The sequence below is a fragment of the Colwellia sp. BRX10-9 genome, from assembly GCF_014077405.1.
In the GTDB taxonomy this organism is placed as follows: Bacteria; Pseudomonadota; Gammaproteobacteria; order Enterobacterales; family Alteromonadaceae; genus Colwellia_A.
Window position 1 is genome coordinate 1 of record NZ_JACGVV010000030.1, and the last position, 13208, is coordinate 13208.

Below are 13208 nucleotides of genomic sequence, written 5' to 3' on the forward strand. Positions count from 1 at the left end.
TTCAACCATTTCCATTTCGAATGTCGTTAATGATTGCTCTTGCTGATATTGACGGGTTAATAGGGTGCCTTTGAACAACTTATGCCAACGGGACAGTACCTCTAGCGTCGTCCAGTTGTTAGCTTTTTCACTATCAACATGAAGGACTAAATGTAAGTGATTATTCATGACAGCGTGAGCACAAATATCAATAGCAAACACCTGAGATAATGTAAAAATGCGTTGTTCAATCCAATGACGCCTGTGCTCATAACTGATACCGGTTTCTTTATCAACACCACATAAAAAGGCTTTTCGAACGGTTTGACTGCAAATATGATAATACGGCGTATCAGATAAACTAATTTGTTGTGAACGAGGCTTAGGCATAACAATCACCACACTTATAAGAGGGTAAATTAAGTGTAGTTTATTGTTGAAAAAACAAACAAGTTATTGTGGGTGGCTTAATAGGGGGGGATTTATTTTCCATATGTTTTCTAATGAATATTTTATGATGTTTTGTAGGCTGATAACCATTGATAGGCCTTATTACAAGTTGATATTAAATTGGCAGGATCTACATTGTAAAGATCAATGAAAATATTAATGGTATCCCAGTCTCCTTCGGTATAAGCAACGACAAATGCGAGACACTCTGCCAAGCTACCTGTTTGATCGATTAAGGCAATTTTTATCTCTTTGGCAAGTGGCATCGACAACAAAACTTTCTCCATTGGTCGATCTAGGATCGCATCAATGGTAGAAAATAATCCTGTTAAAAATGCATACTCAGTGAGTTGCTTTAATCCCATTATTTTAGCAAACTGCTCACAAAGTCGGGCTCTTAGAATAGTATTTTGAATAAGTACTGTCGGTTTTTGTGGGTTGAGTTCTACCATAACTATCAGACATATAAATTTACGTAGTTGAACTTCTCCTAAATAAGCAATCGCTTGCTTGATAGATTTGACTTCGTTGGTGTGACCGAAAAAAATAGAGTTAACAAAGCGCAATAACTTGTAGGTTAAATCCATGTCATGCTCAAAATAACCTTCTAATTTTTTATAGCTAGAACCCTCTTTCATCACCTCATGATAAATTGACATTAAAAAAGGGTGCGATGATTCAATTTCAACGCCAGTGAGTATTTCTGGCTTATAAAAAAAATATCCTTGAAAATATTCAAAACCAAGCTTTTTAGCCTGTAAAAATTCTTTATGTGTTTCTACTTTTTCTGCGAGTAACTTAATTTTGTATTTTCGAAAGTGAGGTAACAAATGAGCAATGGACGAAAGCGGTGTTTCAATAATGTCAATTTTTATCAGCTTAACAAGGGGTAAAAATCGATCCCATGCAGTACTATAAATAAAATCATCGAGTGCCAACGCATATCCTTGATGGAAAAGTTTAGTCAAAACGTCAAAATTCTCATCACTTGGTTCTGCTGTTTCGAGTATTTCAATAATAATATTTTTATATGGAGCCAAATTCACCAAATGGTCAGTAAGCATGGTCATTGGAAAATTGATTAATGCGGGTTTCCCTTCTGTCATTTCATCAAGGCCGATACTGAGATAACTGTTAACTAATAATTTTGCAGTGGCGATGTCCGGAGTAACGTCAGTGGGAAAACAATTTTTTTGGCTATCTCTAAATAATAATTCATAAGCTACGACATTTTTTTTCCTATTAAGAATTGGCTGTCTAGCTGTATAAATTTCGATGTCATTCTCCTTACTAGTCCCTACAACTAATAACAAGTGTAGTTTGATTTATGCGAAAAGTACTAAATAAAACTTTCACTTTATACGGGAGCTATCGATACAAAATCTAATATTAATTAACTTAACCCACGCACAGTTTAATGTCTCGAATGTGGCAAAATTTTCCATTGAGACTCAATCATCATTTAACGAGTGCTAGTTTCGAACATTATCCGCAGCTACAATTTTCCTCGAAAAAAAAACCACTCAATGAGTGGTTTTTTTATGCGTTAAATTTATGCTGGAAAGTAAGACTTATCTAACCATTATACTAAGCTTGTGAGATTAAATGAACATCGCGTTGTGGGAATGGGATCTCGATATTGTTTTCTTTCAGGGCTAAGTAAATTGCTTTGTAGGCTTTAAATTTAGCATCATAATAATTAGCCGTGGGTGTCCATAAGCGTATCGAAATATTGATAGAGCTGTCAGCAAATTCGCTAATACCAATTTGTGGTTCGCGTGATTCTCCAACGATATTGAGTTCATCTATCGTTTTTTCTAAAATAGTAACCACTTGTAATGGGTCTTCTTTATAGGCGATACCCACAGTTAACTCTAATAATGAGTCATGTTTAGAATTGTGTAATATCTCGCCAACAATATGTTTGTTCGGTATGGTGATCGCAACACTGTCTTGGTCATGAATTATGGTATAAGCCAGAAGAACTTCTTTGACTATGCCGGTAACACCGCGCACCGTTATGGTATCACCAACCACGAAGGGGCGAATAATAATAATATTAAAACCAGCAGCATAGTTAGCTAATAAACCTTGTAAGGCTAAACCTGCGCCAAGAGAAATGGCACCAATGGCAGCTATAAATGGCGTAACACTAATGCCTAATTTACTTAGCGAGATAACGGTTATCATAATGACGATAAGCATTTTGGTGGTACTGGCCAAAAACTGACTTAAGGTGATATCAAGTTTATGTTTTGTACATAGTCTCAATACAACATTGGATATTTTGCCTGCGACGATATAACCGAGCGCGAAAATGATGAAGGCGCCAATTAATTGGAAGGTATAATTAGCAAAAAAATCAACAATGATATTATAAATATAACTTACCTGATCTATTTCTTGTCGTAATAAATCGGTTGGCGCTAGAGAGAGTGTTTTTTCTACTACTGGGCTTTCACTTGCTACTTTTTCAAACATATATTTTCCATGAGTTTTCGGTGTTAGATTATGTGGAGTTCAATTAACAGCATAGCGCTATTGGTTAATGTTAAGGGCGATAAAGCTAATAATATGCATGGTAATAGCCATAAATAAAGACTATCGCTTTATTTTATCTTTTTCACCCAATAGGTTATGCTTAAACTTCAGGTTGAATTCTACCCAGTAACGTATTAAAAAGCACTCAATTATTCATGAATGAACAAACCTCAATATGGCAAAGAGACTATCAATCAGCTGATTTTGCTGAGCTTTGTAATGCGCTATATGAAAGAGAGTTGGGGCAGTTGAGTATAGATCCTCTTTTATCAGCCTCATTGATGCAAGGGCGATTAAAAAGCTTGCCTCATTATATCAAGCGTACGGCAAATTCCATGTTACAGGTGCAAACACCCCTAAAGCTTGATGTGCAAAATGCAACTTGGTCAGCTAAACAAGGTGTACAGATGCCATTAAATGGTCAAGACAGCGAGTCAGTAAAACAGTGGTATTTATCGGCAACGTTGCATCATGGCCTAGTGGTGCCTATTGCCAAAGATTCCACGATATTATTAGACTCTATTGACAGAATTGATCTTGAGCAACAGCGTTTTCGAACCAATCTTCATGGTTGGTTCTCTTTAACCGAGCTTGAACAAAACCAGGCAATAGGGCAGTTACTCAAACCGAATAAGAAAGTGATGACGGCAGCTTGTAGTGGCCATTGTTGGTTAAATGCCCATCGAGCAAACCCTTTAACACCGAGTTTGCGTGAGTTGTTATTATCTTGTGCCATTAACTGGCGCAACTTTAAGCAATCGTTAGCAATTTAATTTTTAAAAATTATAAATGCGTTAATAATGTTTACACCAGCAAACACCCATTTATAATGGCAACCGTACTGGTACTTCTCTGACTAAATTTTAGGCTTTACATTAGGTTTTTATGCGCGCTATAACCGTACTATTACTGGTTTTTTTGATGTTATTACAATACCGACTATGGTTCGGGAAAAATAGTGTGCCTGACTATCTAGCTTTGGAACAAGAAGTTCAACGTCAAGTAGCAGACAATGACAAGCTCAAACAACGTAATAAATTATTATATGCTGATACCGACGATTTGAAATCAGGCGTCGAAGCTATTGAAGAGCGCGCTCGAAATGAGTTAGGGATGATAAAAGAAAACGAAACATTCTTTCGTTTAATACCCTCTGAAAAAAACACCATGCAAATAGACCCGGAATAATAACGTTATGCTAATTAATCCAACAGAGCTCACTCAACAATTTATTGCTGTTGTCCCTGCCGCTGGTGCAGGTAAACGTATGCAGGCAAATTGCCCTAAGCAATATTTAACTATTGATAATAAAACGATTTTAGAACACACCATTGAACGCTTGTTAAGTCATCCGTCGATAAATAAAGTCATTATCGCGCTTAGTGCAAATGATGAATATTACCCACAAACTTCATTGATCAATAATGCTCAGGTTGAAACGGTTATTGGTGGCAAAGAACGAGTTGACTCAGTTCTGGCTGGATTAACAGCGATTGACCCTGAGCACCATTCTTGGGTCTTAGTGCATGATGCCGCGAGACCTTGTGTTACTCATGATGATATTTCAACGTTAATTGCTCGTTGCCTAGCAAAAGAAGTGGGCGGATTATTAGCTGCACCGGTGCGAGACACCATGAAACGATCGGTTTTGAGTACGTTAAATGGTCAGCAAGTTTTATCAACGGTAGCGCGAGAGCATTTATGGCACGCGCTAACACCACAAATGTTTCCCGTGCGAGAATTAAAAGCAGCGATTATTAATGGCCTTAATCAGGGAGCTGAACTCACTGATGAATCATCAGCAATTGAACGGGCTAATTTACCTAGTCTGTTAGTTTCGGCAAGCAGTGAAAATATAAAAATTACTCATCCAGATGATCTCGCTTTAGCCGCTTTTTTCTTAGCTAAGCAAAAACAACAGCAACAAAAACCAACATTACAGGAAACACCATGAGAATAGGTCACGGCTTTGATGTACACAAATTTGGTGGCAAAGGCCCTATTGTTTTAGCCGGTGTAGAAATAGATTATCCGCAAGGCTTTATTGCTCACTCGGATGGTGATGTTGCTATTCACGCTTTGTGTGACGCAATATTGGGTGCGCTTTGCTTAGCCGATATTGGTAATCACTTTCCCGATACAGATGGTCAGTATGAAAATATCGATAGTCGAATTTTATTAAAGCATGTGGTCGGTTTAATGATTGAAAAAGGCTATCAACTCGGTAATGCCGATATTACTATCGTTGCACAAGCCCCTAAAATAGCACCACATTTATTGGCGATGCGTACTTGCTTAAGTGAAGACTTACAAGCAGAGCTAGATCAAGTTAATGTAAAAGCAACCACGACTGAAAAGTTAGGTTATGCAGGTCGTAAAGAAGGTGTGGCTGTTCACGCTGTGGTCTTACTGACAAAATCTTCTGCAGCCGTTATAGAGAATAATCAATAAAATGAGCAATTCATTACAATATTTATATACCCAACCGAATGCAACTGGCCAACTTCGTAGTGAAATGTCTGATTTTAAGGTCTTTGAAAAATTACCTTTTGAACCTTGCGGCGAAGGCGAACATTTATTTATTCACCTGAGAAAAACTGGCGCCAATACGCTGGTTGTTGCCCGAGAGTTGGCTAAATACTTTAAGGTAAAAGAAGGCTTAGTATCTTATGCCGGCTTAAAAGACAGATTTGCTGTTACCGAGCAGTGGTTCGGTATTCACCTACCAGGCAAAGCGATTTATGATTTAAGTGACTTAGCCATTGAAGGTGTTGAAGTTCTTTCCCAACAACGTCATAACAAAAAATTACGCATCGGTGCGTTGTCAGGTAATCGCTTCGAATTAGTGTTACGTAATGTCAGTAATACCGATGATGTCTTACGCCGCTGGGCTGCGGTTAGCCAATTTGGTGTGCCTAACTACTTTGGTGAACAACGCTTTGGTATTAATGGCGGCAACCTTGAAAGAGCGTTGGAGTTATTTCAAGGTAAGAAAGTAAAAGATAAAAAGAAACGAGGCCTGTATTTATCGGCGGCTCGCTCAGAAATATTTAATCAAATAATCAGTACTCGTATTGAAAAAAATCAGTTTGAATCTTTACAAACGGGTGATGTTTTTATGTTAAGCGGTACACAGTCGGTATTTTTGGCTGATGAAATTGACGCAACCATTCGTCAACGCTTTCAAGAAAAAGATATCGACCTAACGGCTGCGTTGTGGGGCGCTGGCGAATTAATGTCGCAAGGTGAATCACAACAGCTAGAGCAGCAGGTTGCCGATGGTTACGCTGACTTTTGCCAAGGTTTAGCTAAATTTGGCTTAAAGCAAGAACGACGTAGAATTAGGTTGTCGTTAACTGAAGGCAGTATAAAATCGGTTGATGACACCATAACATTGAGCTTCTTTTTGCCTTCTGGTTGTTATGCAACCACCATTTTGCGTGAATTAATCAGTTATCAAGATATGACAGAGCGAGCGGTAAACTAATGAAAATATTACTCAGTAACGATGACGGTGTTCATGCTTTAGGCATTAAAGTTTTACACGACGAATTAGTAAAAATGGCTGAGGTAACGGTAGTCGCACCCGATAGAAACTGTAGTGGTGCCAGTAACTCTTTAACACTAATGAACCCGCTACGCATTCAAACGTTAGACAATGGTTTCATTTCAGTAAACGGCACGCCAACCGATTCAGTTCATCTTGGTATCAGTCAGCTGGTTACACCTGATTTGGTTGTTGCCGGTATTAACTGTGGCGCAAACCTAGGCGATGATACTTTATATTCAGGTACGGTAGCGGCGGCAACAGAAGGGCGCCATATGGGAATGCCAGCAATCGCTGTTTCCTTGGTGGGTCAAAGTGAACAAAATTACCAAACAGCTGCCGTGGTTACGGCAAAATTTATTCAACGTTTACAATCTCACCCATTAGCTGTCGATCAAATTATCAATATTAATGTCCCTGATATTCCGCTTAGTGAATTAAAAGGTGTCAAGGTGACACGCTTGGGTAATCGTCATAAAGCAGAAATGATGGAAAAAACTCAAGACCCATGGCAACGTGATATATATTGGTACGGTCGATTAGGCCAAGAGCAAGACTGTGGCGAAGGTACAGACTTTCATGCTATTGCCAATGGTTATGCATCGATAACCCCGTTAACTGTTGATATGACCGCCCATGATAGTTTGGCATCGATCACTCGTTGGGTCGGCGACTTAATCATTTAAGTTACCGTTGAGTTATTGCTAAATTTTAGATAAATCACATGTTAATTTTAAAATAAAAAAAATAAAAAGAGCAGGTTATGAATGTAAGGGTAGGGAGCAATGTGAGCGGTAAATCACGTCGTAGCGGCGAGCTATTAGCGCAAAAATTATACGCAGAAGGGATACGTGATCAGCGGGTGTTGCAAGCGATTGCTCAATCACCTCGTCATATTTTTGTTCCTGAAATCTTAGCGCATAAAGCATACGACAATACGGCTTTGCCTATTGGGCAGGGACAAACTATTTCTCAACCTTATATAGTGGCAAAAATGTCAGAATTATTATTAGCGGACGGTGTCCCTGACAGCATTCTAGAAATAGGGACAGGGTCTGGTTATCAAACATCCATCCTTACACAATTGGTCGCTAAAGTTTTTTCGGTCGAGCGTATTAAGGCATTACAATGGCAGGCGAAACGTCGCTTGCAATCAATAGATTTAAATAACGTCTCAATGAAGCACGGTGATGGCTGGCAAGGATGGAGTAGTAAGTCTCCCTTTCAAGCGATTATTGTTACTGCAGCGCCAACCGAAGTGCCTAAGGCATTACTGGAACAGTTAGCTGATGGTGGGCGCTTAGTGATACCTGTTGGCACAGATACGCAAATACTGAAAGTTATTACTCGTCATGGCGATGAGTACAAAGAACAACAAGTTGAAATGGTTAAATTTGTACCGCTTGTGCCCGGGGCGTTAATTTAATTTTTCATCGCTTAATATAAAAAATTGTGCCGGTACGTTAATGCCATAGCCCTAAATTAGCTGCAGAGTATTGCAGTCTTTGCATAAATAAACTAAACAATATTACTCACTCTTTATTATCTGAAAAAAAGGTATGATTTAATTGAAAATTTTTTCAAAAATGTATGAATGGACACTTCGTTTTGCTGAACATAAATTTGCGCCAAGAATGTTGGCACTATTAACTTTTGCTGAATCTATATTTTTCCCTATTCCCCCTGATGTGCTTCTAGCACCCATGGTGCTGGCTAAACCACACAAAGCATGGTCTTACGCCACATTAACAACGATAGCTTCAATTTTGGGAGGCTCTGTTGGTTATTTACTCGGTTATTATATGTTTGAACCTTGGATACAACCGGCAATTACCGCTATGGGTAAGCAAGACGCTTTTGACGCCGTTGTGCTGTGGTTTCAGCAGTGGGGTGTTTGGGTCGTCTTTATTGCTGGATTTTCACCGATCCCTTATAAATTATTCACAGTCAGTGCTGGCTTCTTACATATGGCTTTTCTGCCGTTTTTAATTGCTTCAGCAATTGGTCGTGGAATGCGATTTTTCTTGGTTGCCGGTATTATTCGCTGGGGAGGGGCCGCCATGGAACAAAAGATAAGACAATGGGTAGATATACTGGGTTGGCTAATTGTTGCGCTTATTATTGTGGCCTATTTTGTTTTTCGTTAAATCAATACAGACGACACTAGGATGGTTTTTTGATTTTAAATCGTGAAAATTATGCTCTATTAAGCACTAAAAAAATCACTTATGTGGTTTTTTTAGTGCTTAGTTTGTCTGTGGTAAGTTGTTCTTCTAACCATAAACCGGCCCCCGTTGTTGATGTTCAAGGCTCAGTTCCATTAAGTAAGCGTGTTAAAAATAGCTTAAAAGGTCGCGAGTACATCGTTAAAAAAGGTGAAACCTTATATTCTATTGCTTGGCGAGCTAATGTTGATATTAGTAGCTTAGCCACTTTTAATAATCTGGTATCTCCTTACAAAATATTCCCTGGACAAAAATTATTTTTAGTTAAAAATTCGAGCCAAGCCACTAGTAATATAGCGCGCAATGAAAAGCCGAAAAGTAACATACCAACAAGGGTAAAAAAACCTGTTGCATCAAATAAAAAGCAGGCGTATGGTAAAAATGTAAGAGGGCAAAAAGTAAACAATAAAACCTCTGCAAATGGCACAAGTTTTTCTCAAAAAATAAGAAATTGGTTGTGGCCTGCTCAAGGAAAAGTTATTGAAGGTTTTTCTACAGCAAAACAAGGTAACAAAGGAATAAACATCGCAGGTATACGTGGTGACTCGATTAAATCGACAGCTGATGGCGTGGTGGTTTATGCCGGAGATGCTTTACGAGGATACGGTCAGCTAATTATTGTTAAACATAATGATGATTACCTTAGTGCTTATGCTCATAACGATAGTATCTTAGTGAAAGAACAACAGTCGGTAAAAGCGGGTCAGGTTATAGCGAAAATGGGTGATACAGACGCTGAAAGAGTCATGCTTCATTTTGAAGTTCGCTTTCGTGGTAAATCAGTAAACCCTATGAAGTACCTGTCTAAATAACAACAAATAATAATAATAATAAATTGGAGTTAGTGTGCATATTTAATCATTGATAGTTGGCTTTGCTAAATCTTGGGAGATACAGCATGAGTATAGAAAAAGAATTGGTAAGTACTAGTGTAGATAAAAAAGAATCAACTAGATCATCATCTAAAGATAGAGAAGATGTACCATCGAATTTAGACGCCACTCAATTATATTTAAGCGAAATTGGATTTTCTCCATTACTTAGCGCTGAAGAAGAAGTGTACTTTTCTCGCCTTGCCCTTAAAGGTGATGAACCCTCAAGAAAACGGATGATCGAAAGTAATCTGCGTTTAGTTGTTAAAATTTCCCGTCGTTATAATAATCGTGGTTTACCCTTACTTGACCTTATTGAAGAAGGTAATTTAGGCTTGATCCGCGCAGTAGAAAAATTTGATCCCGAACGAGGATTTCGTTTTTCAACTTATGCAACATGGTGGATACGTCAAACGATCGAACGTGCCATTATGAATCAAACACGCACTATTCGTCTCCCTATCCATGTCGTTAAAGAACTCAATATTTATTTACGCACTTCGCGTGAATTAGTACAAAAGCTTGATCACGAACCTACCGCTGAAGATATTGCTGAAGCGCTTGATGTGCCAGTCGCTAATGTCACTAAAATGCTGCGTCTAAATGAACGTATGACCTCAGTCGATTCACCCTTCGGTGGTGAAAACGATAAAGTATTACTTGATGTTATCCCGGATGATAAAAGTGGTGGTCCAGAAGGTAGCTTGCAAACATCTGACATTAAAAATAATATTATTCACTGGTTAAACGAACTTAACTCTAAGCAACGTGAAGTACTTGCCCGTCGTTTTGGCTTATTAGGATATGAAGCGGCAACATTAGAAGATGTTGGCGTAGAAATTGGTTTAACACGTGAACGTGTTCGTCAAATTCAAGTTGAAGCGCTTAAGCGTTTACGTGATATTTTAAGTCAACAAGACTTATCGATTGAAGCCTTGTTTCAAGCGTAGATATTTTAGCTTCGATAAAACAAAAAACCAGCAATTGCTGGTTTTTTTTACTTATTATTAAGGGCTACATTTTACTTTTAAACTCAAATAATAAATCTAATGCTTGTTTGGGGGTTAAATCGTTTACATCAATTGATGACAATGACTCGAGTACGGGGTGAGTGTTATCAATAAATGAAAGTTGCTCAAAGGGTTGTTGTTCGACATTGATAACAGAAGGAGCTTGTTGTCTTTCCAGTTCAGCCAAGCGTTGTTTAGCCCGTTGAATAACGGTCTTAGGCACACCGGCAAGTTGTGCAACCTGTAAGCCAAAGCTCTTACTTGCAGCGCCTTCTTGAACGGTATGCATAAAGACGATGGTATCACCATGCTCAACCGCATCTAAATGAACATTAACCAAGCTTGGTATCTGATCGGCTAACAGGGTTAGCTCAAAATAATGACTAGCGAATAAAGTAAAGGCTTTAGTTTTAATCGCCAGCATTTCAGCGCAAGCCCAAGCAAGAGATAAACCGTCATAAGTACTGGTTCCTCTGCCTATTTCATCAAGTAACACTAAACTTTTTTCTGTTGCATTATGGAGAATGTTTGCGGTTTCTGTCATTTCAACCATAAAGGTTGAACGACCACTCGCTAGGTCGTCAGAAGCGCCAATACGGGTAAATATTCGATCAACCATACTAATGTTTGCCGCATCAGCAGGGACATAGCAACCAATATGAGCCAATAAAACAATGAGCGCTGTTTGACGCATATAGGTTGATTTACCGCCCATATTAGGACCCGTAATGATCAACATCTTACGTTCATTATTTAAGGTAACAGGATTAGCAATAAAGGGCTCACTAGTCATTAACTCAACGACAGGATGACGACCGGCTTTAATCTCAATACCGTCATTTTGGCTTAGACTTGGTTTAACATAATTTAGGCTTTCTGCGCGTTCTGCAAAGGTATTTAAAACGTCTAGTTCTGCGACAGCTTGAGCAAGTAATTGCAGTTTTTCTAAATCAGGTAACACTAAATCGAACAATTCATCATATAAACGTTTTTCTAAGGCGAGAAACTTACTCTGTGCGCTAAGCACTTTTTCTTCGTGTTGCTTTAGTTCATTGGTAATAAAACGTTCGTTATTTTTTAAGGTTTGTCGGCGAATATAATCATCAGGTACATCGTTCGCGGCAGTACGACTCATTTCAATAAAGAAGCCATGAACCCTGTTATAGCCTACTTTTAAGGAACTAATACCGGTACGTTCTTTTTCACGCGCTTCGAGTTGGGCAAGAAATTCAGTTGCTCCATCACTTAAGTCACGTAAGACATCAAGTTCTTCATGATAGCCTTTGGCAATAACGCCACCATCACGGATAAGAACGGGTGGGTTTTCAACTAAAGCATGCTGTAATAAGTCGTGTAAGTCGGGTATTGGAAAGCTTTTTGACGCTAATTCAGTGATATGTGCTTGCTGACAAGTTTGTAAATGTTGCTGAAGTTCAGGCAATTGATTTAAAGCATTACGTAAACGAGCAAAATCTCTTGGACGCGCAGAGCGTAAGGCAATGCGAGAAACAATACGCTCAATATCACCAAAAGATTTAAGTTGGCTAAATAATTCAGTCGTTAAATCTTGTGACAATAGTTCACTAATTGCATTTTGACGTGCAGTTAATATGTTTAAATCACGTAAAGGAAAATGTAACCAACGTTTTAGTAATCTAGAACCCATTGGTGTCGCTGACTTATCTAATACCGATGCTAGGGTATTTTCAAAGCCACCTTGTAAGTTTTGCGTGAGTTCTAAATTACGACGAGTTGCCGCATCTAAAATGACACCAGAAGCAGAAGACTCACAAATAATGGCTCGAATGTGAGGAAGCGCACTGCGTTGACATTCTTTTACATATTGAAATAAACAACCAGCGGCCATTAAGCCTAATGATTTATCACCAACACCAAAGCCAGAAAGTTCTTTAGTGCCAAATTGTGTATTTAGTAAATTAGTAGCTGTGTCTAAATCAAACTCCCATTCAGGTCTTCTTCTTAATCCTTGATAGCCTTTTAGTAACCCTGGCACTGAGAACGATTCACTGTAGAGTAATTCAGCAGGAGATAAACGCTGTAGTTCAGCTTGTAACTGTTCAATGGTATTTGGCTCAGTCAGTACAAAGCGACCACTGGTCATATCAAGATAAGACAGCCCAAAGCGTTGCGATGACTTATTATTACCTTCACTTACCGCAACAATTAGATTGTCATGCTTATCAAGTAATAATGCTTCATCACTCACCGTACCTGGGGTAATAACTCTAACAACTTTACGTTCAACAGGGCCTTTACTGGTTGCTGGGTCACCAATTTGTTCACAAATAGCAACAGATTCACCCAGTTGTACTAATTTTGCTAGATAATTTTCCACCGCATGATAGGGAACGCCTGCCATAGGTATTGCATTGCCACCTGTCTTGCCGCGAGCGGTTAATGAAATATCGAGCAAATCAGATGCTTTTTTCGCATCATCAAAAAATAACTCGTAAAAGTCACCCATGCGATAAAAAATTAAAATATGAGGGAACTCAGCTTTAATGGTTAAGTACTGGCGCATCATAGGGGTGTGTGAGGATAAGTCTAAGTTTGCTGTGGTCAT

13 protein-coding genes and 1 pseudogene are annotated in these 13208 nt (G+C 38.7%); 10 read left to right on the plus strand and 4 right to left on the minus strand.

Annotation, left to right across the window (positions count from 1 at the left end):
* The 3 genes and pseudogenes from H4J69_RS15290 to H4J69_RS15300 form a co-directional block, all read right to left on the minus strand.
* Window positions 1–369 (minus strand): annotated as a pseudogene (locus tag H4J69_RS15290) (transposase); the annotation flags it as partial.
* A 122-nt stretch (window positions 370–491) separates the two neighbouring features.
* Window positions 492–1742: an EAL and HDOD domain-containing protein gene (locus H4J69_RS15295; RefSeq protein WP_220467892.1), complete on the minus strand. Its 1251-nt coding sequence runs from the start codon at window positions 1740–1742 to the stop codon at window positions 492–494.
* Window positions 1743–2016: 274 nt separating this feature from the next.
* The gene (locus H4J69_RS15300; RefSeq protein ID WP_182222725.1) at window positions 2017–2910 is read right to left on the minus strand and encodes a mechanosensitive ion channel family protein; all 894 of its coding nucleotides are present in this window, start codon (window positions 2908–2910) and stop codon (window positions 2017–2019) included.
* Between the two features lie 215 nt (window positions 2911–3125).
* Between H4J69_RS15300 and H4J69_RS15305 the strand changes: the two genes are divergently transcribed.
* The 10 genes from H4J69_RS15305 (at window position 3126) to rpoS (ending at window position 10564) form a co-directional block, all read left to right on the plus strand.
* Window positions 3126–3743, plus strand: coding sequence for a hypothetical protein (locus tag H4J69_RS15305; RefSeq protein ID WP_182216938.1), 618 nt, complete (start codon window positions 3126–3128; stop codon window positions 3741–3743).
* Between the two features lie 112 nt (window positions 3744–3855).
* Complete coding sequence (ftsB, locus tag H4J69_RS15310; protein ID WP_070374505.1) at window positions 3856–4158, plus strand: cell division protein FtsB; 303 nt, start codon at window positions 3856–3858, stop codon at window positions 4156–4158.
* 7 nt (window positions 4159–4165) lie between these two features.
* On the plus strand, window positions 4166–4924 hold the full coding sequence (ispD, locus tag H4J69_RS15315) for a 2-C-methyl-D-erythritol 4-phosphate cytidylyltransferase (protein ID WP_182216940.1): 759 nt from the start codon (window positions 4166–4168) through the stop codon (window positions 4922–4924).
* Window positions 4921–5421: a 2-C-methyl-D-erythritol 2,4-cyclodiphosphate synthase gene (gene ispF, locus H4J69_RS15320; RefSeq protein ID WP_070374503.1), complete on the plus strand. Its 501-nt coding sequence runs from the start codon at window positions 4921–4923 to the stop codon at window positions 5419–5421. The genes ispD and ispF overlap by 4 nt, the downstream gene beginning before the upstream one ends.
* A gap of 1 nt (window position 5422) precedes the next feature.
* A complete protein-coding gene (gene truD / locus H4J69_RS15325) occupies window positions 5423–6457 on the plus strand; it encodes a tRNA pseudouridine(13) synthase TruD (protein WP_182244756.1) in 1035 nt (344 codons plus the stop codon).
* Window positions 6457–7203: a 5'/3'-nucleotidase SurE gene (gene surE, locus H4J69_RS15330; protein WP_182244757.1), complete on the plus strand. Its 747-nt coding sequence runs from the start codon at window positions 6457–6459 to the stop codon at window positions 7201–7203. The genes truD and surE overlap by 1 nt, the downstream gene beginning before the upstream one ends.
* Window positions 7204–7280: 77 nt before the next feature.
* The gene (locus tag H4J69_RS15335; protein WP_070374500.1) at window positions 7281–7943 is read left to right on the plus strand and encodes a protein-L-isoaspartate(D-aspartate) O-methyltransferase; all 663 of its coding nucleotides are present in this window, start codon (window positions 7281–7283) and stop codon (window positions 7941–7943) included.
* A 142-nt stretch (window positions 7944–8085) separates the two neighbouring features.
* Entirely contained in the window at window positions 8086–8664 is a 579-nt protein-coding gene (locus tag H4J69_RS15340) for a YqaA family protein (protein WP_182216947.1), read from the plus strand.
* A gap of 29 nt (window positions 8665–8693) precedes the next feature.
* Window positions 8694–9554 carry a peptidoglycan DD-metalloendopeptidase family protein gene (locus H4J69_RS15345; RefSeq protein WP_220465347.1) on the plus strand — a complete coding sequence of 287 codons (861 nt, stop codon included), beginning with the start codon at window positions 8694–8696 and terminating at the stop codon, window positions 9552–9554.
* 86 nt (window positions 9555–9640) lie between these two features.
* Entirely contained in the window at window positions 9641–10564 is a 924-nt protein-coding gene (rpoS, locus tag H4J69_RS15350; protein WP_182216949.1) for an RNA polymerase sigma factor RpoS, read from the plus strand.
* A gap of 64 nt (window positions 10565–10628) precedes the next feature.
* Here rpoS and mutS read toward each other — a convergent pair whose 3' ends face one another.
* Window positions 10629–13208: a DNA mismatch repair protein MutS gene (gene mutS / locus H4J69_RS15355; protein ID WP_182216988.1), complete on the minus strand. Its 2580-nt coding sequence runs from the start codon at window positions 13206–13208 to the stop codon at window positions 10629–10631.

Excerpts from the sequence above, each read along its gene's own strand:
- H4J69_RS15300 (WP_182222725.1), bottom strand. The coding sequence starts at position 2,910 with ATGTTTGAAAAAGTAGCAAGTGAAAGCCCAGTAGTAGAAAAAACACTC.
- truD (WP_182244756.1), top strand. The coding sequence starts at position 5,423 with ATGAGCAATTCATTACAATATTTATATACCCAACCGAATGCAACTGGC.
- H4J69_RS15305 (WP_182216938.1), top strand. The coding sequence starts at position 3,126 with ATGAATGAACAAACCTCAATATGGCAAAGAGACTATCAATCAGCTGAT.
- H4J69_RS15335 (WP_070374500.1), top strand. The coding sequence starts at position 7,281 with ATGAATGTAAGGGTAGGGAGCAATGTGAGCGGTAAATCACGTCGTAGC.
- mutS (WP_182216988.1), bottom strand. The coding sequence starts at position 13,208 with ATGACCACAGCAAACTTAGACTTATCCTCACACACCCCTATGATGCGC.
- ispD (WP_182216940.1), top strand. The coding sequence starts at position 4,166 with ATGCTAATTAATCCAACAGAGCTCACTCAACAATTTATTGCTGTTGTC.
- rpoS (WP_182216949.1), top strand. The coding sequence starts at position 9,641 with ATGAGTATAGAAAAAGAATTGGTAAGTACTAGTGTAGATAAAAAAGAA.
- surE (WP_182244757.1), top strand. The coding sequence starts at position 6,457 with ATGAAAATATTACTCAGTAACGATGACGGTGTTCATGCTTTAGGCATT.
- ftsB (WP_070374505.1), top strand. The coding sequence starts at position 3,856 with ATGCGCGCTATAACCGTACTATTACTGGTTTTTTTGATGTTATTACAA.
- ispF (WP_070374503.1), top strand. The coding sequence starts at position 4,921 with ATGAGAATAGGTCACGGCTTTGATGTACACAAATTTGGTGGCAAAGGC.